This window comes from Streptomyces sp. NBC_00207 (genome assembly GCF_045160965.1).
Lineage (GTDB): Bacteria > Actinomycetota > Actinomycetes > Streptomycetales > Streptomycetaceae > Streptomyces.
Genome location: NZ_CP130715.1, coordinates 9,174,861 through 9,199,162, shown reverse-complemented (window position 1 = coordinate 9,199,162; position 24,302 = coordinate 9,174,861). Strand labels below are relative to the sequence as shown.

Below are 24,302 nucleotides of genomic sequence, written 5' to 3'. Positions count from 1 at the left end.
GGCGGCCCGGTAGCGTGACGGGATGGACGTGGTGAGCGATGCGATCTCGACCGTGCGGATCGGGCTGCCCTCCTCGCAGAGGGTGCGGGTGGACGGGAGTTGGTGCGCCCGCCTCGACCCGTACGACGGCGCCGGGTTCCACATCGTGCTGGAGGGCAGCTGCTGGCTGTTGCCCGACGGCGGTGGTGCTCCCCTGTCGCTGGGCGCGGGGGACGCCGTACTGCTGCCGCACGGGGCGGGCCATGTGATCGCCGACCGTCCGGCCGGCCCGCGGGAGACGGAGCGGGCGGTGCCGTTCGAACAGTGGGACGCGGTACGCGCGACAGGCGGACCGGGCCGGGCGGTCGGGGCGGGCGGGCGCGGCGGGCCGGGGGCGGCCGGTGCTTTCGTCGTGCCTGGCGGGCCCGGGGTCGGGGGCGGGCCGGACGGGGCGGGTGGGGTGGAGATGCTGTGCGGCAAGTACCGGCTCGACCGGAGCCGGGCGCATCCACTGATGGCGGAGCTGCCGCAGGTCGTGCACCTGCCCTCCCGGGTGGGCGCGCGGCCCGAACTGCGGTCGGCGATCGACCTGTTGGGACACGAGCTGGGCGAGCAGCGGCCTGGTTCCGGCATCGCGGTGCCCGGCCTGCTCGATCTGCTGCTCGTCTACATGATCCGCTCCTGGCTGGCCGAGGGCGGGAGCGGGACGTGGTCGGCGGTGCTGGGCGATCCGGTGGCTGCCGCCGCTCTGCGGGCCCTGCACGCGGACCCGGCCGCACCGTGGACCAACGAGCGCCTGGCGGCGCAGGCCGGGGTGTCCCGGCCCACCCTGGCCCGGCGTTTCACGTCCTTGGTGGGCCGGCCCCCGATGGCGTACCTGACCTGGTGGCGGCTGAGTCTGGCCGCGGCGGCGCTGCGCGACTCCGAGGAGCCGCTGGCCGCGGTGGCCCGGCGGGTCGGCTACGCCAGCCCATACGCCCTCTCGCACGCCTTCAGCCGCGAGTTCGGCACCACACCCGGCCGCTACCGGGCCCAGGGCCGGCCGGAAACGGGCCCGGAGACGCCGGCCGGAGCCGTTGCGGAGGCGGGGGAAGAGGCCGGGGCGACTGCCGGGGTCGGGGCAGGAGCCGGGGTGGGGATGTCGGGAGTGGGAATGTCGGGGGTGGTCAGCGGGGGGCGTTTCGCGGGGTGAGGAGGGTGTTGGCGTCGGCGTAGGGCAGGGCCTCGGCGCCGAAGCCGAAGGTGCCCGACTCGGTGATCTCGCGGGCTGCCCTCGTCAGGGCGCCCAGTGCGGCCCGGGACAGTGCCGAGCCGGTGCTGATGCGGCGTACCCCGAGGGCTCCGAGGTCGGCGACGGACAGGTTCAGGGCGCCGCCCATGAGGACGTTGACCGGGCGGGTCAGCGACGAGCAGACGGCGCGGATCGCGTCGGCGTCGGGGAGGGCCGGCGCGTACAGGACGTGGGCACCGACTTCCTGATAGGCCTTCAGGCGGGCGATGGTGTCGTCCAGGTCGGGCCGGTCGTGGAAGAAGTTCTCGGCGCGGGCGGTGATGGTGAAGGGGAAGTCGAGCCGTTCCGCGGCCTCGACGGCGGCGGCCACCCGCTCCACGGCTTCGGACAGGGGGCGCACGGGGTCCTCGTCGTCTCCGGTGGAGTCCTCGATCGAGGCGCCGACCAGGCCGATCGCGGCGGCGGCCCGGATGGTGTCGGCGACGTCTCGGGGGGTCGGCCCGAAGCCGCTCTCCAGGTCGGCCGTGACGGGAAGGTGGGTGGCTTCCACGATGCCGCGGGCGTTCTCGAGGATCTCGGTGCGGCTGAGGGCGCCGGCGCCGTCGGGGCGGCCGAGGCTGTGGGCCAGGCCGGCGCCGGTGGTGGCGAGGGCCGGGAACCCGAACCCGGTCAGGATGCGGGCGCTGCCCGCGTCCCACGGGTTGGCCACGACGAACGGGCCGGGGCCCTCGTGCAGGGCCCGGAAGGCCACGGCCCGCCGGTGGCGGGCATCGGCAGAAGCGGAGCTGGGGGCGGGGGCGGCAGAGGCGGCGTCCATCTGCTGATCTTCGCAGGTAACCCCGGCCTTCGAGGGGTCGTCGCGAAGCCCGGCCCAGTCCTGTGGGGGCCGGGCTTCGCTTGACTGTCACAGCACGTGCCGGTACCAGCGCCGGTGCACCGCGGGTTCCACGCCGAGTACGGCGGCGCCCGCGATCGCGCCGACCAGCAGGGCGGGCCATCCGCCGCCCAGGTACGCGCCGAGGCAGGCGGCGACGACGGCGAGCGGGCGCAGGAGGGTCAGCGGGCCGAGGCCGATGACCATGGCGAGGGTGCTGGCACGGAAAGGCAGGAGGAAGTACGCGGCGAGGGAGAGCAGCACGGCGGTGGCGTAGGCGGTGAGCGGGAGCAGGTAGCCCAGGCCTCCGGCGGTCAGGGTGTGGTAGGTCCGGGCCCGGTCGGATGCGGTCAGCAGCAGGCCGGCGGCGGTCAGTGCGGGGGCGAGCAACAGGAGGGTGCCGAGGGCCAGCCCGCGCAGGGCGGCCCGGGCGGTGGCCCGGTGTTTGCGGATGCGGGCGTCGCGGCCGGCGTAGGCGCGGAAGCCGCTGAACGTCGCGTCGAGCAGGCCCAGGAAGAGGAGTGCGAGGGGTACGGCGGGCAGAGTGGACGTCATCGGGTGGCCTCGGTGAGTTGCTCGGGGCCGACGAGGCGGTGGGCGGAGCGTCCCAGGGCCCGGCGCAGCGGCTCTTCCAGGTGCGGGCGTACTCCGATGACCGGGCGCAGGGTGGTGCAGAACGGGTTCGCCGCGCCGCGCGGTTCGTACAGCAGGGGTCGGATGCCGGGTGCGGCGGCGGCCGACAGGAGTGTCTCGTCGCTGTGTACGCGCCGTGCGGAGACGACGCCGTCGTGGCGGCCGAGCGGGTGCCGCATCCGGGCTCGGTGGAAGATCCAGGCGCCGATGGGCGCCAGGCGGGTGGCGGCGATGTCGAAGTGGCAGAAGGCCTGCGCCGGTGAGGCGGCCTGGGTCTGGAAGAACTCGGCGAGGGCGGGGCCGCGGAAGTGGTGCAGCACGCCGGTGGAGACGTACACGGTGGCCGCTTGCGGCAGGTCGAAGGCGTTGCCGTGGACGAACCGGCAGTTCAGCCCCTCCTCGCGGGCGAGGTGGCCGGCTTCACCGACCAGCGCTGCATCGAGATCGACGCCGACCAGCTCGACATCCGTACCCAGGGCGTTGGTGGCCGCCAGCCAGCGGACGAGGTAGCCCAGGCCGCAGCCGACATCGACCAGCCGGTACGGGCCGCCGTGCCGGCCGTCGGTCTCCCGGATCGCGGTGAAGAGCGGGCCGAGGAGCTGGACGAGGCGTTCGCCGATCCGGAGTTCCTCGCTCAGCCGCTGGAGCTCGGTGTGCACGCTGATCAGCAGGCGGTCCACGGCGTCGGGGTCCAGCACTCCGTCGGGGCCGGCGGGCAGCCCGGCAACGATCCTCGCGGCGCGTTCGTCACCGCTCTCGCGGAGCCGGCGGATCACCTCGGCGCGCTGGATGGGGAGCCGGTGGCCGGTGCGCGGGTCCACCGCCGTGATCAGGTCGGATATTTCAAGTGAGTGCACGAGGCGGAACCCTACGGCCTCCCCCGCCCGGCCCTGCCGGCCGCCCACACCGCTTCCCCATCGCGGGGGCGCTTTGTGTTCTTCCTACAAAGCACGGTGATGTTTTCCGGCCTGGGTGCCGCTCGTGGGCGACTGCACGTCAGGGCAAAAATGATCATGATCGGCGACCAGGCCGGTCGTGACATCGCTGACGGGGGAAGTACATGCACAGCGGATACTCGGTCTTCGCAGGAACAATGGCCGACCTCACATACCCGCAGGCGGAGGCGGCGGCTGCGGCCGGCGCATGCGTCCTGCTGCCCACCGGCGTCATCGAGCAGCACGGCCCCCATCTGCCGCTGGGCACCGACGCGTACGGCGCCTACCAGCTGTGCCGGATGGTGAAGGACGAGCTCGACCGGCGCCGGCTACCGGCGCTGATCGCCCCGCCTGTGTTCTGGGGGATCAATCAGGTTTCCGGTGCCTTCGCCGGGACGTTCCGCACCCGCCCCGAGACCGCGGCGGCGCTGCACTTCGACATCATGGAATCCCTCGCCACGGACGGGTTCCGGCACATCTTCGTGATCAACCATCAGGGCGACATCGCTCACAATCGGATGCTCCTCGACGTCGTCACGCGCCGGCATGAGGAGGGCAGCACGGGAGTCGTCCTCATCGAGCCGGACTTCATCGCCGACCGTCTGGGCGAGGCGGCGAAGACACCCGCTCTGGCCACGTTCGCCATGCAGCCGCTGTTCGAGGGCCTGGAACTGACCGGTGAACTCGGCGTCCATGCGGAAGAGATCGAGAGCGCGCTGATGATGCGCTGGTTCCCCGAGCTCGTCGACTACGACGCCATGACCCGGCTTCGGCCGACGGGCCTCGGGCCGGCGGACCTGGCCGAATGGCGCAAAGGCGGCGAACACGCCCGCAGCGTGACGCCACTGGGCTACTTCGGCGCACCCAGCCCCCGCGATCCCTTCCTGTGGCGCTTCCACCAGCGCATGGCCCATGCCATGGCCGACGCCGTGGCCGGCTCGCTCAGCGCTCAGGGGATGTTCGGGGAGACGGAGCCGGGGCGGGACGGATCGGGGGTTTCAAAGGCCTCATCGGGGCCACACGCGCAGGAGGGACGGACCACGAGGGACGGAGCACTCGCATGACGACGATGGTCCTGCTGATCGCGCCCATGGCGTTGGCCCTGCTACTCGTCCATCGCAGGGGCGGGCACCGTGCCCGCCACCGGGCGGACCGGTTCTGATACGCGTCCCGCGTCCCGGCCCGTCCGGTCGGGCCCGGCGTCACACGAGAGCGCAAGCGAGGTGAGCGCGGTGTCCATGCGTGCCAAGGGGTGGGCCACGTCCTTCCCGGTCCACCGCGGGGTGCGCGAGGCCCGCCGGTGGACCGCGGCACACCTGGACTCCCTGCAGTGGACGACGGACGCCCCGGACACGGCCCACTCCGTCCTGCTGACGGTGTCGGAGCTCGTGACCAACGCCCACGTCCACGCCCACAGCAGCGCCGGTCTGGTGCTCACCTGGGACGGCCGGTGCCTGCACGTCAGCGTCGCCGACAGGGATCCGTACCTGCCGGCCCCGCGCGACCCCTCACGCGTGGCGACCTCCGGCCGGGGACTCGCCATCATCGACGCCCTCGCCGACACCTGGGACGCCCATGCCTTCCACGGCGGCAAGACGATCACCGCCTGTTTCCATCCCCGCATGGCACCCGCCCCGCACGCCGGGACGGGTCACTCGGGTCCGCACGCCGGCGAGGCCCCCGGCAGGTCCCCCGGCGCATGACTGCGACCGTTCCCGATGCCCGCGCGGCGCCGTGAGGTCCGGACGCGCGGGCAGGGCCGGGGCCTTCTGGCGGGCCCTTACGGTCGGGGCCGGCCCTCGTCGCTCAGCAGCAGCCGCTTCTGCGGTTTGCCCATGGCGTTGCGCGGGATGGCGGGGACGAAGCGGACCTCGCGCGGCCGTTTGTGGACCGACAGGTGGGCCGCGACGAAGTCGGTGAGCTCGGCCCCGGTGACCTGCTGGGCGACGACGAAGGCGACGATGCGCTGGCCCAGGTCCGCGTCCGGGACGCCGACCACGGCCGCCTCGCTGACGTGGGGGTGGTCCAGCAGGGCGTTCTCGATCTCGCCCGCGCCGATCCGGTACCCGCCGGACTTGATCATGTCGGTGGAGGCGCGGCCCACGATGCGGTGCACGCCGTCGTTCTCGTCGACGGCGGCGATGTCGCCGGTACGGAACCAGCCGTCCGGAGTGTAGGCCGCGGCGGTGGCGTCGGGCCGGTTCAGGTAGCCGGAGAACAGCGTGGGCCCGGTGAGCTGGAGTTCGCCGATCTCCGCGCCGTCCTCGGCCGCGATGCGGGTGGTGATGCCGGGCAGCGGGGTGCCCACCGTGCCCGGGTGCAGGTGGCCGCCCGCCCGGCCGCTGACGGTGATCAGGGTCTCGGTCATCCCGTACCGCTCGACGGTGCGGTGCCCGCTCAGGCGCTCCAGGTCACGGAAGACCGGCGCGGGCAGCGCCGCGCTGCCCGACACCAGCAGCCGGGCCCCGGACAGGGCGGCGGCGGCCTGCGGGTCGGCCGCGATACGGGACCAGACGGTGGGCACCCCGAAGTACAGGCTGCCGCCCGCCGCGGCGTACGCCTCGGGGGTGGGACGGCCGGTGTGCACGAGGCGGCTGCCGGTCCGCAGGGCGCCGAGGACGCCGAGAACCAGGCCGTGGACGTGGAACAGGGGCAGGCCGTGGACGAGAGTGTCGGCGGCGTTCCACTGCCAGGCCTCGGCGAGGGCGTCGAGGTCGGCGGTGATCGCGGCACTGCTGAGGACCACGCCCTTGGGGGCGCCGGTGGTCCCGGAGGTGTAGAGGATCAGCGCTGGATCGTCCGCCCCCCGCACCGGAGCGGCGGGGACGGGCGTGGCCGTGGAGCGGCGGGCGAAGTCGACCTCGAGGAGGCGGGCTCCGGAATCGTTCAGGATGTGACCGCGTTCGACGGGCCCCGCGTCGGGCGGCAGGGGAACACACGGGACGCCGGCGAGGAGTCCGCCGACCACGGCGGCCACCGTTTCCAGCGATGCCGTCGCCGTCACCGCGAACGCCGGCGGGTGACCACCGGCGAGGTCCGCGGCGACGGCGCGGGCCGCACCGAGGAGCTCCTCGTAGGAAGCGGTGCGGCCGGCGACGGTGATGGCGTCCGCCCGGTCCCCGTGGACACCGGTGAGAGCGGTGAGCAAGGCGGCGACTCCGTTCGGCAGTGGATTTCGGCAGTGGATACGGAACGATACGGAAGGCCCTGCCAGCCTACGCGGGCTCCCCGGGGCGGCAGGAGCCTGTGATCAGCGGGACTTGACGCGTAGGCCGCTCGTTCCTGTGCCGCTGTCCGGCCCGTTCCGTACGCTGGCTGCATGCGCACGCGCCCCACCCTGAGCTGGACCCCCACCGAGGACCTGCGGCCAGGCACCACGGATCCGCAGCCGGTCGCCGACGCGCTGAGGGCCGGCGGTGTGCTGGTGCTCAGCGGGGCGGGCCTGTCCACGGAATCGGGCATCCCCGACTACCGGGGCGAGGGCGGAAGCCTGCGCCGGCACACCCCGATGACCTACCAGGAATTCACCACCAGTGCACACGCCCGGCGCCGCTACTGGGCACGCAGCCACCTCGGCTGGCGCACCTTCGGCCGTGCCCGGCCCAACGCCGGGCACCGGGCCGTGACCGCGTTCGGGCGGCACGGCCTGCTCTCCGCAGTGATCACCCAGAACGTCGACGGCCTGCACCAGGCCGCCGGCAGCAAGGACGTGGTGGAACTCCACGGGGGCCTGGACCGGGTCGTCTGCCTTTCCTGCGGCGCCTGCGGCACGCGCCGGGAACTCGCCCGGAGGCTGGAAGAGGCCAACGCGGGCTTCGAACCCGTGGCCGCCCGGCTGAATCCGGACGGTGACGCCGACCTCACCGACGAACAGGTCCGAGACTTCACCGTCATGCCCTGCTCGCACTGCGGCGGCATCCTCAAACCGGACGTGGTGTTCTTCGGCGAAAACGTTCCCCCGCACCGCGTCGAGCACTGCCGCGAACTGGTCGACGCCGCGACCTCACTCCTGGTCCTCGGCTCCTCGCTGACGGTGATGTCCGGCCTCCGGTTCGTCCGCCAGGCAGCCCAGGCCGGAAAGCCCGTACTGATCGTCAACCGGGACCCGACCCGAGGCGACCGGCATGCAGCCACCCGCATCGCGCTGCCCCTGGGGACGACCCTCACCGCCCTCGCCGACGACCTGAACATCGAGGTCGACGGCCAGACGGCGGACTGAATCAGGGACCTGCCGGGGCCGGGCATCACCCCTCACGCGGCCGGCAGTGCCGGGCACGGCCGCCTCGGGCCGCTCGCCTTCGCCGCCAACCGCTCAGCGCGTGGCGCGGCCATGGAGGAGCAGGGCTCGGGCGAGCGCGGCCAGCGCGGTCGTGCACAACAGCGTACGGACGATGTTCGTGGTGACCCACGTGGATTTGAACCTCTCCACGATCGTGAAGTCGGTCATCTGCGCGACGTCGCCGCCGTCCGCGAGCTCGTTGTTGAGGGGAATGTTCACCGCGAACGTGATCACCAGTACGACGAGATACGCCGCGGCGGCCACCCCCACCCACAAGGCGGTGGCACGCCGGCCCGCACGGTACTCGACGACCGCCGAACCGGCGGCCAGCAGCAGAGCCAGCACGAAGGCCATGCCGAACAGCGGGTTGCCGTCGATGGCCGCATTGAAGGCACGCATCGCAGTGACGTAGGTCCGCTCGTCCCCGGCCGCCAGCCCCGGCATCACCGAGACATCGAACGCGAAGAACAGCCCCGCCATCAGCCCGACCAGAACCGTCGACAGCATCAACAGGACCACGGCGAACCCGCTCCCACCCCCCGGCGGCGAAGACGGGGCCTGCCGGCCGGCAGGCGGGGGCGGCGTGAACGACGGCGGGCCGCTACTCATATGACAGTCCTCACTTCCAACAACCGACAGAGGCGTGGGCGGGAAACACCCTCGACACGAACGTCCGATCGTGACACCACACTTTCGATCTCCTACTGGATTTGATCCGTTCTTTGAGCAACTCTTCAGCCATCAGGTCGGATTCACCCGGAAGACGGCACGGCGTCAGCACCCGTTGCCGAACCTCAGTTGCCGCTGTCCGAGTACCGGGCCATGTGCGAGCCGAGCGACGGTAGGGCGGGCGGCGCTGCCCGGACACCGCCTAGGCTGGAGCCATGCCCGCCGAGAACACCCCGACGCCCCGCCCTCTGCGCCTGGAACCCGTCACCGCCGAGAACTTCGACGCCGTCTGCGCGATACAGGTACGCCCGGACCAGACCCACTTGGTCTCCCCCGTGGTCAAATCCCTCGCCGAGGCCTACGTCCACACCGCCGCCTGGCCGCGCGCCATCGTCGACGGCGAGGAAGTCGTCGGCTTCGTCATGGCCTTCCTCGACATCGCCTGGGACCCCGCGACCGACCCCACCGACCACCGCAGCGGCATCTGGCGCCTGAACATCCACGCCGACCACCAGGGCAAGGGCTACGGCCGGTTCGCCGTCCACGCGGTCTGCGAGGAGATCCGCGACCGCGGCACCACCCGGGCCTACGTCAGCTGGCACACCGGCCAGGGCAGTCCCGAACCCTTCTACCTCGGGCTCGGTTTCCACCCCACCGGCGAGTACGCCGGTGACCAACGCGTCGGCGTACTCCCCCTGAGCACCCCCGCCCGAACCCCTCAGCCACAACCCACGGCCTGAACTGCGGCTGTCGGTGGGAGGCTCTGGCCTGCGTCACATGATCGAGGGGGAATGCGCCGCACCGTCATTGGACGGGCTCGCCGAGGAAGTCACGGCCGTGCTGAACGCGCGCCACGACCGCGGCGTCGAAGCGTTCGAACGCATACTCAACGCCGTTGCCGGTCACGGCCACCGGGACCCTGAGGCACTGGCCGCCGCGCTCGGGCCCGTGCCACGCGAGCTCACGGTGGCAGCGCACCCCCGCGTGCGCCCGTTCCTCCTCTCCGTGCCGAGCAGGACGACCGGCGCGGTGGAGCCGCACCACCTGGTCGACCGCCTCACCGCATACGCACGCCTCGGCATCACTCCGGGCCCGGCTGACCTCGGACAGGCACTGCTGCGGTGTGGCGGCGGACCCGCCGATCCCGAAGTGGTGACCGCCGCCGAAAGACTGGAGCTGGAGGAGGCACCCCGGGTGGCCGCCTGGCTGCGCCAAGGCGGGCTGCCCCACCCCACGTCGCTGCGCGAACCGGAAGCCGGTGCGCCCGAGCGGTCCAGCAGGCGCCGGGGAGCACGGATCGGCCGGCGGATCCTGGTCGGGCACGGGGCGATCGAGGGGCGCGGTGTGTTCCCCCGGCGTTTCTGGTCGCTGTTCCGCGCGTTCGAGCCGCACATCGGCTGTGCGCACGCGTCGCAGCCGGACGGGAGGGACGCGCACACGGTCGCGGTCGTGCCCTGGCACCCGGAGATCCCGCGGCCCGGCTGCTGAGCGGTGTCGCCTCGGCGGCCGACCAGAACGGTCGCGGGGCCCCTGCGTTCCTTGCGGCGCTGGCCGCGGCCGACGGCCCGCCCGGACCCGCGGTGCACCTGGCTCTCGCCTACGGGCTCGCCTCCGTCCCCGACGAGGACCGCCGGGCCGCCGTAGGGGCGCTGGCCCGGCTCGTCGCGAGGGGCAGGCTGGACGGGGCGCTGCTGGGCCGGGAACTGGCCGAACTCGTGGCGCTCGGCACGCTGAAGGTTCCCCTGCTGACCGAGTCGCTGCGGGCGGCGGCCGCCCACCCCCGGGCAGGCCCCGGCCTCTGGCCGGTCCTGGCCGGCGCACTCCCCGGACTCCTGGCCTCCACCCGCCCCCAGGCCCACGCGGCGCTCCTGGCCATCGCCGCGGACTCGGCTCGGGACCCGGCTGCGCACGGTGAACTGCCGGAGGTCACCGCACTCGCACAGCGGCCGGGTTCGTCCCAACTCCTCATACAGGCCCGCCGGTTGCGCGACACGCTCGCCGCCCACCCCGCCACCGGGCAGAGCTGGACACCCCCTCACTCTACAGTTGTAGAGTGAGGGGAGGGCTGCGTGGCGGCGGCTGGGGACCGAAGCGAACGGAAGTGGTGTTCCATGCCGAAACGTCACGCTGTGGTGGCGGGCGCCGGAATCGGCGGCCTCACGGCAGCCCTTGCCCTGCACCGGCGCGGCTGGCGCGTCACCGTCTGCGAACGCGCCCCCGAACCCCCCACCACCGGTGCCGGAATCGGCCTCGCCCCCAACGCCCTGCGCGCACTGGACACCCTCGGCGTCGACGCCGCCCACGCCGCCGGCAGCGCCGTCCCCGAAACGATGGGCCTGCGCCGCTTCGACGGCCGGTGGCTCACCCGGACCGGCACCGCGGACCTGGCCGCCCGCTACGGCATGCCCCCGATCGCCGTCCCCCGCCCGGCCTTCACCGCGGCCCTCGCCGCCGCCCTGCCACCGCAGGCCCTTCGCTACGGCACCCCGGTGACCGCCGTCGAGGACGCCACAGGCCGCCCCACCGTCCGTACCGCGACCGGCCCCGACCTCACCGCCGATCTGGTCATCGCCGCCGACGGCATCAACAGTCCGCTGCGGCGGGCCCACTTCCCCGCCCACCCCGGCCTGCGCTATACGGGCGAGAGCGCCTGGCGGACCATGGTGGACGCCCCGGACCTGGGCATCGCGTCCATGAGCGAGACCTGGGGGCGCGGCCGGCGCTTCGGTGTCACCCCGCTCTCCGACGGCCGGCTCTACCTCTACGCCACCGCCCTCGTCCCGGCAGGCACCCGCCCGGCCGACCCGCGGGCCGAGCTCCGCCGGCGCTTCGGCTCATGGCACGACCCGATCCCCGCCCTGCTCGACCGGATCGAGCGCCTCGACGCCGCCGACGTCCTCTGCAACGACCTCTACGACCTGGCCGGCCCGCTCCCCCGCCTGCACCACGGCCGGATCGCCTGGCTCGGCGACGCGGCACACGCCATGACCCCCAATCTCGGCCAAGGCGGCTGCCAGGCCATCGAAGACGCGGTCGTCCTCGCCCACCTGCTCCCCGCCGGAGACACCGCGGACGCCCCACACGGCCCGGACACCACGGACCCCGTCCCGGCCGCCCTCGCCGCCTACACCGCCGCCCGCCGCGCCCGCACCAACGCCATCCGCGTTCGCGCCCGCCGCATCGGCCGCCTGGGCGTCATCGGCAATCCCCTCGCCGCGGCCGTCCGCGACCTCGCGATCCGTGCCACGCCCACCCGCCTGGCCCTGCACGGCATGGACGACCTCTTCAACGGTTTCCGCCTCCCCGACAGCGGCAACCCGCCGCCAGCTCGGTGATCCTCTCGTCGCGTTCCGCCGCGCGGGCGCACCTCACTCGCGTCCGGCAGACGACACTGGACCCATGAGCGAGCACCGCTTCACCATCGAAAACACCAGCTCCGGCACCACCCCGGCCGCTGCCCGCACACCCCACTACCCGCACAGCCTCCGGTACGAGAAGCCGGCGGGGACGGCCCGGACCAGCCCCGAGGGCCACACCCTGCGCGCTCTGTCCGACCTCACGGTGGTGACCTGTGCCTGCGGCCTCACGACCCCGGCACTCCCCAACGACGACGCACGGCTCGTCTACGAGCAACACCGCAACCTGATCCGCGACGAGACGGCCTGAGACCCAGCCCACCGGCCACGCGGCCCACGAGACGGGACCGGAGATACCGCGGCTTCCCACTCCCTGGCCCCCAACGCCCCGCGGCACGGGCGCCACCGCCCTGGCCGTGGGTCGGGCCCGCGCCCGGGGGTGGTGTCGGCCGTGCTCAGGGGGTCATCGTGACCGGATGGACCGCACCTTGGTGTGGACGAGCCACCCGGCCGCCGCGCCGACTGCGTACCAGAAGAGATCGGGCGGGTTGAAGGTCGAACCGAGCACGAGGCGGGCGACGGTGCTGCGCCGGGAGAGTTCCGCCGGCACCGGGCTGAGCTGGAGGAACTCGACCGTGCAACTGACCGCCAGCGCACCTGCGGCAGCCCTCAGGGGCGTCGTCCGCGGCGCCACCAGGACGACGAGGGCCAGAAGGAGGACGGTGTAGAGCGCGTCTCCACCGTACTTGGCCACGCTCCCCGTCGTCACGGCCCGCAGCCCCAGCCCGGCACCGACGACCGCCACGGCCGCAGCGGCTGCCAGCAGACGGGTCCGCGTCCGGTCGACGGCGGCAGGGTCACGGGTTCCGGGTAGAGGGGGCACGAGGTCATACTGCCAGCCGCAGTGATCGTGTTTCCCCGGACGGAGCAGCCCTCGGACCGGGGCTCGGGAGGTAGGACGACTCAGCAGGCTGAGCACGTTGCCGACCCGATCTGAGTACGCGCACTCATCCGTTCCCCGCGGCCGTCCCCCAGAATGTTGACGTCACGGCAGATCAGCACCGGAAGTCCGGTCACGATCGCCGACGGGGTGGCGCGCACCGCGCAGGGGATCCGGCCCCCTCCCCCGGACTCCTTCCACCCACCTGTGGATGGTGTCGGCACGCACAGCGATCCTGGAGACCCGTTCAAAAATGGCAACACCCCCTCATGCGTCCAGTCACGGCCCTGTCCCCGGCAACCCGTACAGCACTCCCGGAGGGCACGGCCACGCCCCGGCACCCGGGAACTACGCGCCCACGCCCGGCGGTTACGCCGCCCCGGCGGCCACAAGCCACCTCCCGCGGCCATGCCGCGCGTGCGGCGCCCAGTCTGCCGCCGACTTCAAGGTCCGGTCCCACGTGGGCATTCTCATCATGATGAAGTTCGAGCACCTGGACGGGCCTTTCTGCCGAGCCTGCGGCATAGCCGTCGTCCGGCAGATGACCACGAGGACCCTGTTCCTGGGCTGGTGGGGCCCGCTCTCCCTGGTGATCTTCAACCCGTTCACGCTCGTCTGGAATCTGGTGGCCTACCTGAAGTTCAGCAGGCTTCCCGCGTCGGCGCCGGCCCCGGGACGCACCCACCTCGACACCGGCCCGCCGGTGCTCCGTCGGCCACTGGCCTACGTGGTCCTCATCCCCATCGCCTGGGCCGTCTGGATCATTTCGCAGGCCGTCACCCACTCCACGTGAGCGAGGCCGCCACAGCACCTGTCCGACGTGCCTCGAACCCTGGAAGGTCACCTGCAGCCGCAGGCGGGCGTCTGCGCCGGCTCGCAACGGGTTCCTACAGGTCTGCGATGACCAGCCGGTAGCCGATGTCGAGTGTTTCGCGGTCGAGCAGGTCGGCATGGCGTTCGTGCCACAGGCCGGAGGACAAATCGTCGGACAGCCGGGCCAGGCCCGGACGGAGTACGTCCTCGCCGCTCTGGGCGAGCATGGAAATGCCGGCACGCACTTCCGGATCAAGGTAGGCCGCGGGTCGGCGCCAGAACGCGGCGCCGAATCCGTCGGCGCAGTCGTGCGGGATCGGGACCGTCTCGACACGGGCGCCTCCCAGCAGTGCACTCAGCCGGTCGACCGGGACGGCCCGTGTGTCGTCGAACGCGGCCACCTCCGGCAGGTACTCGTCCACCAGCCAGAACCTGCGGAAGATGCTCTGGTCCCAGGTGAAGATGACGACGCGCCGCCGGGCGATCCGGAGCAGCTCCCCGATGCCGGCTTCGAGGTCGGTCCAGTGGTGCACGGTCAGGAGGGCCATCACCGCGTCGGCGGAGCCGTCTGCGAGAGGGATCGACTCCGCGGATGCCTGCAGGGCCCGCGCGGATCCGGCCGGACGCTGGGCGATCATCACCGAACTGGGTTCGACCGCCAGCACCGTCTGCGGCGGTTCGTAGGAGCCGGTCCCGGCACCCACGTTGATCACCGTCGCAGCATCGCCGAGCGCCCTGTGGATCTCGGCAGCGATCCGGGGATCCGGCCGTCGGGTGTGGCTGTAGGTCACGCCGATGCCGTCATAGGTCGTCACATGCGCCAGTATGCCGACTCAGCCGTTTCCGGCGAGCAGCACTTCCTCGCTGGCGCGCAGCTCCGCCTATGCGTCCGCTGACATGCCGAAACCCGTATGATCACGGCATGTTGATCGCCCGTTCGGCGCCTGACGAACCGACCGGAGGCCACGGCGTGACGACCACGATCGCCCGGCCCAGGGCGTCCCGGGCCGCGCGGCTGATCACCGATGGGCTCGATCCCAAAACCTGGATCATCGCCGACACCCTCCTCATCGGCTGGCACACCAGCCGTCTCGCCGGGATCGGATGGGGCCTGCTCGGCTGTCTGTTCGCCGCGGTCATTCCTCTGGCCTTCATCAAGTACGGCATCCGCCGCGGCCGCTGGGCCGACCGGCACGTGGGCCAGAGGCGGCAGCGCATCGTCGTGATGGCCTTCATCAGCGCCTCGGTCGCCACCGGAACCCTGTTGCTGTGGGCCTTCAGCGCGCCCCGGACGATGATTGCGCTGACTGCGGCCATGCTGGTCACCCTGGCAGCTCTCCTCGCCGTGACCCCTGCCTGGAAGATCAGCGTCCACGCGGCCGTGTCCTCCGGAAGCGTCGCCATGCTGGCCATGACCTACGGGCCCTGGACGCTCCTTGCGTACGCCGCGGTCGCCGTCGTCAGCTGGTCACGGGTAGAGCTGGAGGACCACACCGCCGCCCAGGTTCTTGCCGGCGCCGTGGTGGGCGGGGCCGTCGCAGCCGGTACCTTCGCGCTGGTCCGATAGGCGCAGCCAGGGTGGGCCTATATCCTGCACTGCATGATCAACTCGTACACGAGTCTTGATGATGCGGGCGTTGCGATAGCTGCCGCAGGTGCCGGTGCTGATGTGGTGCGCCGTCTGTACGGGCAGCCGCTGTCCCGTATCGACAAGGGCGCGGGCGACTTCGCCACCGCCGCCGATGTGGAGGCCGAGAAGGCGATCCTCGGCGTCATCCGTGCTGCGCGGCCCGATGATGCGGTGCTGGGCGAGGAGGGCGGGCAGCAGGGTGCGGCCTCCGCCGTGCGCGAGTGGTTGGTGGATCCACTCTGCGGCACGCTGAACTACGCCGTCGGCAACATGCTCGTAGCCGTCAACGTGGCCTTGCGCAACGGGGCGGCGGCGGTGGCCGATCCGTTCAGCGGCGAGGTCTTCTTCACCGACGGTGAGAGCGCCTGGGTGCGGCACGCGGGGGTCGATGCCCGACTGGCGCCCACGCCCGCCACCCGACTGGTCGATGTCAACCTGGATCCGCCGTTCCCCGGCGCGCCCGGATTCCGTGGCGTGGACTTGCTGGCCGACTCCCGGTTCGTCGGGCGGTTCCGGCCGCGGGTCGTGTCGACGACGCTGGCGCTGGCCTGGGTCGCGGCCGGCAAGCGCGCCGCGTACGTCACCGATGGCGGCGACCTGTCCGGGAGCGTGCACTTCGCCGCCGGCATCGCGGTGTGCCGGGCCGCCGGCTGTGTGGTCACCGGAATCGACGGCGGCCCGATCGGTCGGGCGGGCCGCGGACTCGTGGTGGCTGCCGACGCCGAGACCCACGCTCTGCTGCTGTCGATGATCTCGGGTCGGCGCTAGTGCTGTGACCAAGGATCCCCGGGTCACGGCTACTTCGGCGAGGAGGTCCATTCCCTTGGACGGCGCGGGGCGCGATGGCGGCGGTGGTAGGAGACGGTGACGGCAGCGAGGAGCGGGCCCCAGAGCACCAGCGGTTGGTAGAGGATGCCGACGACGAGGCTTCCGGTGGGCGTCATGTCATCGTGCGGAAAGGCCCACCACCAAGGGATGACGGACCAGAGCACGGTCAGGGCCGCCGCGCCGACGGCGGCAGGGATGACGGCGGCCATGGGGCGGACCCTTCGCCCGCCGATCAGCGGTATCCAGTGGGGCACGACCTCGCCCCACGGCCGTACCAGACCGATCGTGAGGAAGGCTGCGAGCTCGCAGACCACGCTGAGCGACAGCATCCATGCTTTCGCGCCGATCGCCTGGTAGCTCTCGAAGCCGACGTCGGTGTACCCGGACGGATATCCGAGCACCAGGGCGATGCGCCACAGTCCGCTCGGCAGGACGATCCATGTCGTCGCATGCGCGGCCCAGACGGCCCAGCGGGGCGGCGGCGCAGCGGAGGTGATCGTCGGGTCGCACGTTCGCATGCTCATACTCATGCTGCACATCGTCACGCGCCCCCGGACGGCCTTCATCAGCCTGCGCGATGGACCACGACGGCCCTCTGGGGCGATGGCGGGACGCCGGCCTCCCCCGCTTGGGGGAGGCCGGCGTCATCCTCCGAAGGCTCATCGGCAAGGGACATCCCCGTGGCCGGGGGCCGGGTGACCGGCCGGCCGGTCACTGGTGGTGGGCGCCGGAAGAACGAGTCGCACCTCGAACCCACCGAGGGCGCGGGGGCCGGCGGTGACCGTCCCGCCGTAGATCTTCGCGCGCTCCGTCATCCCGATCAGGCCGTGGCCGGGCGTGACGGTCGTGTCCGGCGGGAGGTTGCCACGTCCCTCGTCGATGACGCACACCTCGATGCTCCGGGTCTCGTAGCGGATGGTGACATCCGCCCTGGTCGGCCCCGCGTGCTTGAGGACATTGGTCAGTGCCTCTTGGATCACCCGGTAGACACACAGCGCCATGCCCTGCGGGAGCGGTGTGGGGGAACCCACGACCTGCAGGGTGGCCTGGACCCCCGCGCCCCGCACACGCGCGAGCAGCGGGTCCAGAAGGTCCAGCCCCGGGGCCGGTGCGTTGGCGCCGCCGTCCTCCAGCGCGTCGTCGGCGGCGTCCGGCTCCACGCGCCCTTCCGGTGGCCCTTCCCGGCCGACACGGAGCAGTGCGAGCATGCGGCGCATCTCCTCCAGCGCTTCCCTGCTGGCGTCGGCGATGGTGTCCAGGGCCTGCCGGCTCAGCGCCGGGTTCGTGGGGAACACGTACGAGGCCACGCCCGCCTGGAGCGAGATCACGGACATGTGGTGCGCGACCACATCGTGCAGTTCGCGCGCGATGCGCACCCGCTCCTCCGTCAGCGCCTGGCGGGCGTTCTCCTCCTGCTGCCTGCGCAGTTGGAAGGTCAGTTCGGCGAACTGCCGGTTCCGCTCGGCAAGTCTTCCCGATCCGCGCCCGACGACGAACACCACGGCCGGGAACAGGATCGCCTGGGCGAAGACGGTCGGCATGGAGCTGTTGGCGGCATTGCCCAGTCCCGCGTACACCCAGGTGCCGGTGACGACGACCGCGCACACGAGGGACGTACGGAGGCTTCGGGTCGCCGCCACCGTGTACAGGCCCAGGAGCGGGGGCATCGAATTGATCACCGGCCAGTACCCGCAGGCGATGAACACGATCCACAGCGCACTGCTGGTGGCGAACACCCCGACGGGCGCGATGCGTCGGGCCAGCAGGGCCAGACCCACCAGTACGGTCAGGACCGCCCCGAGCCCGTCCATGGACTGCCATCCGGCCGGCGGCCGCTCCTGGCCCAGTAACAGCCCGGCGCCGGCGTAGCCCAGCGCGAGAAGCGCGTCGACGACCAGGGACCGGTACCTCCCCGTGAGTTGGCTGAGGAACCCGAATCCAGCATGCATCGCCGCAGCTTACGGGCCATGACACAGCCAGGGTGCCTCGTTTGGATCATCCGCGTGGAGGCGGGCGCCGGCGTTGCGATCACGACCTACGCCAAGCGCGGCTGCGCCGGTCGCGCACGGAGAACCGCTCCCGCTGCGATGAGGAGTTCGACGGTCTCGGGGTGGGGGCCGTTGTCCGCCCAGTCCAAGGGGGACCAGCCCGTTCCGCCGTCTTCACGGAGGTTCGGGTCGGCGCCCCGCGCCAACAGCTCGCGTACGGTCTCCGTGTGTCCCCAGCAAGCGGCCGCGCACAGTGGGGTGCCCTCCGCGCCGATTCCCCTGCTCTCGGTGTCAGGGCGGGCACCGGCCTGCAAGAGCAGGCGCGCCACCTCGGCTTCTCCCTGCACGGAGGCCAGGTACAGAGGGGTGGTGCCGTCGCCGTTCTCCCGCTCCGGGTCTGCTCCGGCCCGCAGCACCGCCTTCACACGGGCCGTGTCAGCCGCCGACGTCGCTTCGGAGAGACGGCGGGAGAGCTGCTTCTGCTGCCGCTGTTTCATGGTGGGCCAGGCTACGGGGGGCGTCCTCGCCGGTGGTCGTGATCGAAGACGCGGACTTCCACTGGAACGGCCAGGCCTTGCCGACGGCACCGGCTACGAGCTGCACCCGGGCGACGACATTCCGTTCACCATCGACCTGCTGGTCCGGCCGTACGCGTTCCTGTGCCACGGCAAGTAGGTCGGCGACGCCGCGGGGTGAGCATGGCGCTTCGACGGCCCCTGGCACTGGCACGCCTTCGACGGAGGGGCGGCGGCAGAAGGCCCCCGATGGCCGGTGACACTGCTCACACGGGACGGGACGCCGTGCACCGCGGAAGCCGCCGCGTCGGTCGCCGCCGCCACGGCGACGGGCTCCCACCGGGAGACCCCCGCGCACTGGACTCGGCTCACGGACGCCGCCCCCACCCCGTGCGACGTCGTCGTCCCGCGACTCCGGTAGCCGGTCCGCCGACGGCCGCGGACGCACGCCCGGTCCGGCGACGCCTGCGGACCGGGCCGTCGAATGTGACCGATCGGACGAGGAAGTGGCCCGGACCCATGACCTAGCCTGGATCGGCAACGCGAGATCCGGGGGGCTGAGCGCAAAGGAAGAGCGCGTCCATGGGCATCACCACCAGTTCCGCACGTCGTCGGCGTGCGGGATCCGCCGCGGCGGCAGCCGTCCTCGGCCTCCTGGCGGCAGCCGGCACCCCGGCCTTCGCCGCAACGGACGGCTCGGCGGGCCGGTCCCCGGTCACGACCCCCGGCGACCACTCCGCGTCCGCAGGAGGCCCGGGATCCGCCCGGGGCGCCGCCGGGGTCCCGCTGGAGATCTCCAGGCTGGCGCAGGGCACGGGGCGTGACGTCGCGATCACCATCGACGACGGCCCGGACCCCCACTGGACGCCCCAGGTCCTCAAGGTGCTGCGGGAGAACCACGTCAAGGCCACCTTCTGCATGATCGGGACGAAGGTGCAGAAGCACCCGGACCTGGCGCGCGCTGTCGCCGCCGACGGGCACCGGCTGTGCAACCACTCCGTCGACCACGACGTGACGATGGACCACAAGCCCGTCGCCTATCAGAAGCAGCAGATACTCGAGGCCAAGGCCATGATCGAGAAGGCCGTACCGGGCGTCACCGTCGGCTACTACCGCGCGCCGGGCGGAGCCTTCACCCCCGACAGCCGGGCGATAGCCGCGGCCAGCGGGATGCGGCCGCTCGGCTGGAGCGTGGACCCCCAGGACTGGAGCCGGCCGGGCCTGCCTGCCATCATCTCCGCCGTCGAGGGCAAACTCCCCCACCAGCCGACCGTCCTCTTCCACGACGGGGGCGGCGACCGCAGCGAGACCGTCGCGGCGCTCAAGCAGTACCTGCCCTGGCTCACCGCGCACGGCTACACCTTCTCCTTCCCGGCCCGCACCACCCCGTAGGCCCCGAGCGACGGGCCGGAGAGCCGAGACATGGTCGCCTTCCACTCCTCCGCGCTCGACGGAGTCGCCGCCAACCCGGCCCTCCCCACGCCGCTGCTGCTGCGACTGCTCGCCTTCGAGGGCAACGGCGGTCCGCCTTTCCAGGCCCTCCACCGGCCGGGGCTGCCCGAGTCTGCCGTGGCGGCCGTCCTCGCTCACCCCCTCCTGCACCCGCGCGTCGAGCTCGCGACGAGCGGCCAGGCGGCTCCCGAACAGCGGGCCCGGCTCGCGGAGGACCCCTCGCCCCTGGTACGGGCCGCCCTCGCCGGCGGGCCCGAGTCGACCCACGATCCCCGGACGAAGGTCCGCCCGCTGCCGGACGGTGTGTGCGTCCGCCTCCTCGAAGACCCCGAACCGTCCGTACGGAAGGCGCTGTTGCACTCGCGCCACTTGGCGCCGTCCTTCCTCGCCTCCCTGGTGCGCCACCACGATCCGGCCGCGCGGCGTGCCGCACTGCGCGTCTGGGACGAACTGTCGACGGAGGTACGTGCCACGCTGCTCGACGACCCCGACCCCGAGGTGCGGCGGTCGGCCGCGCTGTGCGCGTGTCCTCACGACGCACGGGTCACGGCAGCCTTGCTCCGCGACCCCGCAGCCGCCCTGCCCGAGGTGCTGCGCCGTGGGCTTCTCGACCGCACGGACGCGGAGCGGTTCCTCACCGAGGGCGTTCACCTGGTCGAACTCGCCGCCAATCCGTCCCTGCCGGCCGATCTCGTGGACCGTCTCGCCGGTGACCCCGACGACGAGGTGCGGCTCGCCGTCTCCCTCCGGCCTGAGCTGACCGAAGCCCGGCGCGCCGCGATCGACGTCACGGTGGGCCCGTACGACCGCGGTGACGTGGACTGGGTGGCGGCCGGCCTCGCCGATCAGGACGTGCTGCACCGGGCGGCGGCCTCCGCCCATCCCCTGCTGCGCCGCGCCGCGGCCCTTAGCCCCCATCTGCCTCCCGAACTCCTGCGGCTTCTGGCCGACGACGCGGACGTCGTCGTGCGCAACCACCTGGCCGTCCATCACCCCGACACCCCGGAGGAGGTTCTGATGAGCGTGTACGCCCGGCTCGGCGGGACGTTCTCCGCCTGGATGGCGACCGGTCACCCCCGCTTCCCCCGCGAGGGACTCGCCGCCCGCTTCGCGGACCATCCGGACGGGAAATACCGAATGCTGGCGGTCCGCGACCCCGCTGCCGGCCCCGATCTGATCGAGCGGCTCAGCCACGATCCGCACGTCTGGACGCGCCAGGCGGCAACCTGCGACGCGCGCCTGCCGCTCCCCCGGCTCGTCGAGGCCCTCGCCGTGCCCGAGCTGGCCTGCAGCGCGGGTGCCAACCCGGCCCTTCCCCCACGTGAGATGGCCGTGGTCATGGACGAGGCCGGCGTGCCCGCCTGACGACGGGCACCCGCCTCCCACCCCAGCGTCCCGCGTCGCTGTCAGTGGTGGTCCGTACCGTGGGCAACCGGTGGGCGGACGGGCACACGCGGGGTGGTAGTGAAGGATTTTTCGCGGGGGTTGGAGAGCCGTCTCGCGGTGGTGCGCACGGCGATGGCCGGTGACGAGACGACGGCCGGCCGGTGACGCGCTCCGTGGACGGCGAGCGGTGGCGCATCGCGCACCGGGCTGTGCTCGATCACCTCATCGGCCTCGTCGGCGGGTCGCCGCTGGGTGACGTCCTGGTGCTGCGCGGGAGCATGGTGCTGCCGGCATGGCTGGGTGCCGACGCGCGGGAGCCGGCGGACCTCGTGGGTCGTTCCCCGGCCCCTGCTGGTCCCGGTCGATCCCGGGCAGCCGTATCCGTACGTGGAGGCGGTGGAGGCCGTCCGGCAGTGGCGCGGAGCCGGAGTGCTGCCCGCCGCACGAAACCCTGCTCGACCTGGTGCGTGAGCGGCCGGTGACCGCGCCGGGTGTGGTCCTCGAGGCGGACGCCGACCGGGACGGCGGCACCTGGACCTACTCGGAGTACGACACCCCGGGCATACGCCTGAGCATCCCCTCGCAGGCGGAAGGCCTGCCGCCGAGCGAGGTGTGGCTGGACTTCGCCCGCGACGAGTGGCTCCCGGAGCCGCCCGTCCTGACGGCGATACCCCGTGGTGACGGCACCGGGCCGACCGTCGTGCGCACCGCAGGCCGTGCGGCTGCCGATGCCGTGGACGCCGCCCTGCGCCTGGACGCGGTGGCACTGTGGTCCGTGGACTGGGAGGCATTCCGCGCGAACCACCCGGAGGTACGGGGTACGGCGGAAGAGTCGCTGGAGCGCCTGAGCCGGGCGCTGGAACCGGTGTGGGGGCGGTAGGCGACCTGCGGAACAGCCGGTGGGTCAGAGGGCTTCGGACAGCCGTACGGCCTCGATCTCCGCGTCGTCGAGCAGGGCCTCGACGAGCGGCGCGGGGCCCGCCACCTTGGTGGCCCACAGGTCGTAGTCCGTGCAGAGGACCCAGGACCGGTCGTGGGCCCAGAAGTTGGACGGGGTCCACCCCTCTTCCTCTGGGTGGTCGTACAACACCTTGGCGTCCGCGAGCCGGCCGGCCCGGACGTGCAGGTTGTCGAAGTCCTCGGCCCCTTGTCCCAACGGGGTGTAGTAGGCCAGGCAGCGGGTGTCCGGCCCCTGCGGGCTGTGTGCGGTGAGGATCTCGACGAGCCGGTTCCAGTCGGCTCGGTTCAGGCTGCCCTCGGACGGTACGGCGATGCCGACCGGCCATCCGCCCGACTCTCTGAGCGAAGGGAAGCAGGTGTAGGGGCCGGGCCACTGCTCCTCGGGCGTCACGGGATCACCGGTCCGTCGTGAGAGCTCCGCCCAGCGCAGTCGGTGCCATCGCGGTCCGGGGTGCTCGCCCACCGTGCCGGTGAGCACCTCCGTGGGGTCGAGGCCCGGGACGATCTCGGGCCCTCCGCCCATCAGCACGGCCCGTTTGTACGCGACGTACGGCATGTCGGTCGGCCCGACTTCGTGCTGGTGCATGGAGTGGAGGACCCAGGCCGCGTCGGGCAGCGCCGGCGGCATGAACCCGGTGAGCCCGTCATCGCCGGCCAGTTCCCGCAGCCAGTCGGTTTCCCCGGAGGCGGCCTGCGGCCACTGGGCGGCCGCCACGGCGGCGGGTGATGTGTGCATCCGCTCAGGATCTCACCCGCCGCCGGTGCCTCGCCCATCTGCGTCGCAGCAGTCCCGAGCGTCCTTCAAGGCCGCTCTGCCGGGACGGGCCGAAGCGTGGGCCAGCGGGCGAGCATGTGCCGGCGCATGGCGGTGCTGAGGCTGCTCAGGCCGCCGAGAGAGGTGTGGCCGGCCGTCATCCGGCCCACGACTCCGAGCCGGTGAACGAGCCGTTGCCGGGCGGTCGCGGTGCCCCACGTCCAGTCCTGGTGGGGAATCCGGGCCAGGTGGTCCGTGCCTTCGCGGTATGCCCGCTGTACCAGCGCGTCACCGCGGATCAGCCAGCCCGCGCACGCGTCGGCGAGCCCGCCCCGGACTTCCGAGCCGGTCGCGGTGCGCCACTCCTCGCGGTACGCGTTCTCCGCCCGTTCCAGCAGCGGCTCCGACGCCGAAGTGACGCACCAGCAGGTCGGAAAGCCGATGCGCAGGTAGGCGAGCTCCATCAGGCCGCTGCCCAACGAGGCCTGCTCGAAATCGATGAATCTGATCCCCGCAGCCGTGTGGAGATCATTGCCGGGGCAGGGGTCTCCGTGGAGCAGGGCGTGCCCGGGTGCCTGGTCGAGCCGGGCGACGAGGTCGTCGAGTTCGCCGGACACGGCAGACGTGACGGGAACCTCCAGAGCACCGGCCAGACGCAGGAAGGAGTCGATGTCGGCCTGGTCCGGGCCCTGCCACCGGGGAAGTACCCCCACGTCATCCGGGCTGGCCGTGGCGTGCAGCCGCGCCAGCGCGGCTGCGTAGTCGACGATCCAGTCGCCGGCCGGGCGTTGGTGTTCCAGGTGCTCCAGCACCAGGACCCGCTCGCCGGGATCAGTGGCCAGCAACGCCGGCACGACGGGATTTCCGGCGCGGGCGGCGAGCCGCAGGGCGGCCACCTCACGTGCGTACCGCTCGTCGGCGTCAGGCTCGTCGACGAACTGCTTCACCACCGCTGTCGACGTCGGCAACTCGACGCGCCAGACGCGCGAGCGAGGGCTGCTGCCCAGCCGGATGGAGCCCTTGGGCACTCCCAGCTCAGCACGCAGCAAGTCTCCGAACGGCAGTGGTGTCCCCATGAAC

Annotated in this window: 29 protein-coding genes; 17 read left to right on the top strand and 12 right to left on the bottom strand. The window is 72.5% G+C overall.

Going from position 1 to position 24,302, the window contains the following annotated elements:
- The first annotated feature begins 22 nt into the window (after positions 1–22).
- A complete protein-coding gene (locus tag OG472_RS42535) occupies positions 23–1,171 on the top strand; it encodes an AraC family transcriptional regulator (protein WP_405943105.1) in 1,149 nt (382 codons plus the stop codon).
- Here OG472_RS42535 and OG472_RS42530 read toward each other — a convergent pair.
- The 3 genes from OG472_RS42530 to OG472_RS42520 form a co-directional block, all read right to left on the bottom strand.
- Positions 1,146–2,027, bottom strand: a complete 882-nt coding sequence (locus tag OG472_RS42530; RefSeq protein WP_401611458.1) for an isocitrate lyase/phosphoenolpyruvate mutase family protein — start codon at positions 2,025–2,027, stop codon at positions 1,146–1,148. The genes OG472_RS42535 and OG472_RS42530 overlap by 26 nt on opposite strands.
- An 87-nt stretch (positions 2,028–2,114) precedes the next feature.
- A complete protein-coding gene (locus tag OG472_RS42525; RefSeq protein ID WP_401611460.1) occupies positions 2,115–2,639 on the bottom strand; it encodes a hypothetical protein in 525 nt (174 codons plus the stop codon).
- The gene (locus OG472_RS42520; protein ID WP_405943104.1) at positions 2,636–3,574 is read right to left on the bottom strand and encodes a class I SAM-dependent methyltransferase; all 939 of its coding nucleotides are present in this window, start codon (positions 3,572–3,574) and stop codon (positions 2,636–2,638) included. Before OG472_RS42520 ends, OG472_RS42525 begins: the two co-directional genes overlap by 4 nt.
- Positions 3,575–3,810: 236 nt before the next feature.
- Between OG472_RS42520 and OG472_RS42515 the strand changes: the two genes are divergently transcribed.
- A complete protein-coding gene (locus OG472_RS42515; protein WP_405834672.1) occupies positions 3,811–4,716 on the top strand; it encodes a creatininase family protein in 906 nt (301 codons plus the stop codon).
- Positions 4,717–4,890: 174 nt separating this feature from the next.
- Positions 4,891–5,355 carry an ATP-binding protein gene (locus OG472_RS42510; RefSeq protein WP_405834671.1) on the top strand — a complete coding sequence of 155 codons (465 nt, stop codon included), beginning with the start codon at positions 4,891–4,893 and terminating at the stop codon, positions 5,353–5,355.
- 77 nt (positions 5,356–5,432) lie between these two features.
- Here OG472_RS42510 and OG472_RS42505 read toward each other — a convergent pair whose 3' ends face one another.
- Positions 5,433–6,800, bottom strand: coding sequence for an AMP-binding protein (locus OG472_RS42505; protein WP_405943103.1), 1,368 nt, complete (start codon positions 6,798–6,800; stop codon positions 5,433–5,435).
- Between the two features lie 171 nt (positions 6,801–6,971).
- On the opposite strand from OG472_RS42505, the gene OG472_RS42500 reads away from it, so the two are divergent.
- Positions 6,972–7,871 carry an NAD-dependent protein deacetylase gene (locus OG472_RS42500; protein WP_405834667.1) on the top strand — a complete coding sequence of 300 codons (900 nt, stop codon included), beginning with the start codon at positions 6,972–6,974 and terminating at the stop codon, positions 7,869–7,871.
- A 93-nt stretch (positions 7,872–7,964) separates the two neighbouring features.
- On the opposite strand, the gene OG472_RS42495 is transcribed toward OG472_RS42500, so the two are convergent.
- Positions 7,965–8,438 carry a DUF1772 domain-containing protein gene (locus OG472_RS42495; protein WP_405835032.1) on the bottom strand — a complete coding sequence of 158 codons (474 nt, stop codon included), beginning with the start codon at positions 8,436–8,438 and terminating at the stop codon, positions 7,965–7,967.
- A 377-nt stretch (positions 8,439–8,815) separates the two neighbouring features.
- Between OG472_RS42495 and OG472_RS42490 the strand changes: the two genes are divergently transcribed.
- The 5 genes from OG472_RS42490 to OG472_RS42470 all read left to right on the top strand — a co-directional run bounded on the left by OG472_RS42490 (position 8,816) and on the right by OG472_RS42470 (position 12,266).
- Entirely contained in the window at positions 8,816–9,340 is a 525-nt protein-coding gene (locus OG472_RS42490) for a GNAT family N-acetyltransferase (RefSeq protein ID WP_405943102.1), read from the top strand.
- 37 nt (positions 9,341–9,377) lie between these two features.
- Positions 9,378–10,088, top strand: coding sequence for a hypothetical protein (locus tag OG472_RS42485; RefSeq protein ID WP_405943101.1), 711 nt, complete (start codon positions 9,378–9,380; stop codon positions 10,086–10,088).
- Positions 10,089–10,180: 92 nt separating this feature from the next.
- A complete protein-coding gene (locus OG472_RS42480) occupies positions 10,181–10,657 on the top strand; it encodes a hypothetical protein (protein ID WP_405943100.1) in 477 nt (158 codons plus the stop codon).
- A gap of 54 nt (positions 10,658–10,711) precedes the next feature.
- On the top strand, positions 10,712–11,935 hold the full coding sequence (locus OG472_RS42475; RefSeq protein ID WP_405834662.1) for an FAD-dependent oxidoreductase: 1,224 nt from the start codon (positions 10,712–10,714) through the stop codon (positions 11,933–11,935).
- Positions 11,936–11,999: 64 nt separating this feature from the next.
- Entirely contained in the window at positions 12,000–12,266 is a 267-nt protein-coding gene (locus tag OG472_RS42470; protein ID WP_401611476.1) for a hypothetical protein, read from the top strand.
- Between the two features lie 153 nt (positions 12,267–12,419).
- Here the strand turns inward: OG472_RS42470 and OG472_RS42465 are convergent, their stop codons facing one another.
- Positions 12,420–12,839: a DUF2809 domain-containing protein gene (locus tag OG472_RS42465; protein ID WP_405834661.1), complete on the bottom strand. Its 420-nt coding sequence runs from the start codon at positions 12,837–12,839 to the stop codon at positions 12,420–12,422.
- Positions 12,840–13,356: 517 nt separating this feature from the next.
- Here OG472_RS42465 and OG472_RS42460 point away from each other — a divergent pair.
- The gene (locus OG472_RS42460) at positions 13,357–13,689 is read left to right on the top strand and encodes a hypothetical protein (RefSeq protein WP_405834659.1); all 333 of its coding nucleotides are present in this window, start codon (positions 13,357–13,359) and stop codon (positions 13,687–13,689) included.
- Positions 13,690–13,783: 94 nt separating this feature from the next.
- On the opposite strand, the gene OG472_RS42455 is transcribed toward OG472_RS42460, so the two are convergent.
- The gene (locus OG472_RS42455) at positions 13,784–14,524 is read right to left on the bottom strand and encodes a class I SAM-dependent methyltransferase (RefSeq protein ID WP_405834657.1); all 741 of its coding nucleotides are present in this window, start codon (positions 14,522–14,524) and stop codon (positions 13,784–13,786) included.
- A 107-nt stretch (positions 14,525–14,631) separates the two neighbouring features.
- Here OG472_RS42455 and OG472_RS42450 point away from each other — a divergent pair, with 107 nt between their 5' ends.
- Together OG472_RS42450 and OG472_RS42445 are read left to right on the top strand one after the other, a co-directional pair.
- Complete coding sequence (locus OG472_RS42450) at positions 14,632–15,276, top strand: hypothetical protein (RefSeq protein ID WP_405834655.1); 645 nt, start codon at positions 14,632–14,634, stop codon at positions 15,274–15,276.
- 33 nt (positions 15,277–15,309) lie between these two features.
- Positions 15,310–16,107 carry an inositol monophosphatase family protein gene (locus OG472_RS42445; protein ID WP_401611486.1) on the top strand — a complete coding sequence of 266 codons (798 nt, stop codon included), beginning with the start codon at positions 15,310–15,312 and terminating at the stop codon, positions 16,105–16,107.
- 29 nt (positions 16,108–16,136) lie between these two features.
- Here OG472_RS42445 and OG472_RS42440 read toward each other — a convergent pair whose 3' ends face one another.
- The 3 genes from OG472_RS42440 to OG472_RS42430 all read right to left on the bottom strand — a co-directional run bounded on the left by OG472_RS42440 (position 16,137) and on the right by OG472_RS42430 (position 18,652).
- On the bottom strand, positions 16,137–16,697 hold the full coding sequence (locus OG472_RS42440; protein WP_405834653.1) for a hypothetical protein: 561 nt from the start codon (positions 16,695–16,697) through the stop codon (positions 16,137–16,139).
- Between the two features lie 129 nt (positions 16,698–16,826).
- Entirely contained in the window at positions 16,827–18,116 is a 1,290-nt protein-coding gene (locus tag OG472_RS42435) for a sensor histidine kinase (RefSeq protein ID WP_405943099.1), read from the bottom strand.
- Positions 18,117–18,202: 86 nt separating this feature from the next.
- Positions 18,203–18,652 carry an ankyrin repeat domain-containing protein gene (locus tag OG472_RS42430; RefSeq protein ID WP_405943098.1) on the bottom strand — a complete coding sequence of 150 codons (450 nt, stop codon included), beginning with the start codon at positions 18,650–18,652 and terminating at the stop codon, positions 18,203–18,205.
- Between OG472_RS42430 and OG472_RS42425 the strand changes: the two genes are divergently transcribed.
- From OG472_RS42425 to OG472_RS42405, 5 genes are all read left to right on the top strand, one after another.
- Positions 18,651–18,830, top strand: a complete 180-nt coding sequence (locus tag OG472_RS42425) for a hypothetical protein (protein WP_405943097.1) — start codon at positions 18,651–18,653, stop codon at positions 18,828–18,830. The two genes, OG472_RS42430 and OG472_RS42425, sit on opposite strands and share 2 nt — an antisense overlap.
- Positions 18,831–18,926: 96 nt before the next feature.
- Entirely contained in the window at positions 18,927–19,091 is a 165-nt protein-coding gene (locus OG472_RS42420; protein ID WP_405943096.1) for a hypothetical protein, read from the top strand.
- Positions 19,092–19,252: 161 nt separating this feature from the next.
- Positions 19,253–20,062 (top strand): polysaccharide deacetylase family protein, encoded by an 810-nt coding sequence (locus OG472_RS42415; RefSeq protein ID WP_405943095.1) that lies wholly within the window; start codon positions 19,253–19,255, stop codon positions 20,060–20,062.
- A 30-nt stretch (positions 20,063–20,092) separates the two neighbouring features.
- Positions 20,093–21,487 carry a Mucin-2 gene (locus OG472_RS42410; RefSeq protein WP_405943094.1) on the top strand — a complete coding sequence of 465 codons (1,395 nt, stop codon included), beginning with the start codon at positions 20,093–20,095 and terminating at the stop codon, positions 21,485–21,487.
- Between the two features lie 484 nt (positions 21,488–21,971).
- Positions 21,972–22,388, top strand: coding sequence for a hypothetical protein (locus OG472_RS42405; RefSeq protein ID WP_405943093.1), 417 nt, complete (start codon positions 21,972–21,974; stop codon positions 22,386–22,388).
- Between the two features lie 24 nt (positions 22,389–22,412).
- Here OG472_RS42405 and OG472_RS42400 read toward each other — a convergent pair whose 3' ends face one another.
- Positions 22,413–23,204: a hypothetical protein gene (locus tag OG472_RS42400; RefSeq protein ID WP_405943092.1), complete on the bottom strand. Its 792-nt coding sequence runs from the start codon at positions 23,202–23,204 to the stop codon at positions 22,413–22,415.
- A gap of 65 nt (positions 23,205–23,269) precedes the next feature.
- Complete coding sequence (locus tag OG472_RS42395; RefSeq protein WP_401611506.1) at positions 23,270–24,298, bottom strand: aminoglycoside phosphotransferase family protein; 1,029 nt, start codon at positions 24,296–24,298, stop codon at positions 23,270–23,272.
- Positions 24,299–24,302: the final 4 nt, after the last annotated feature.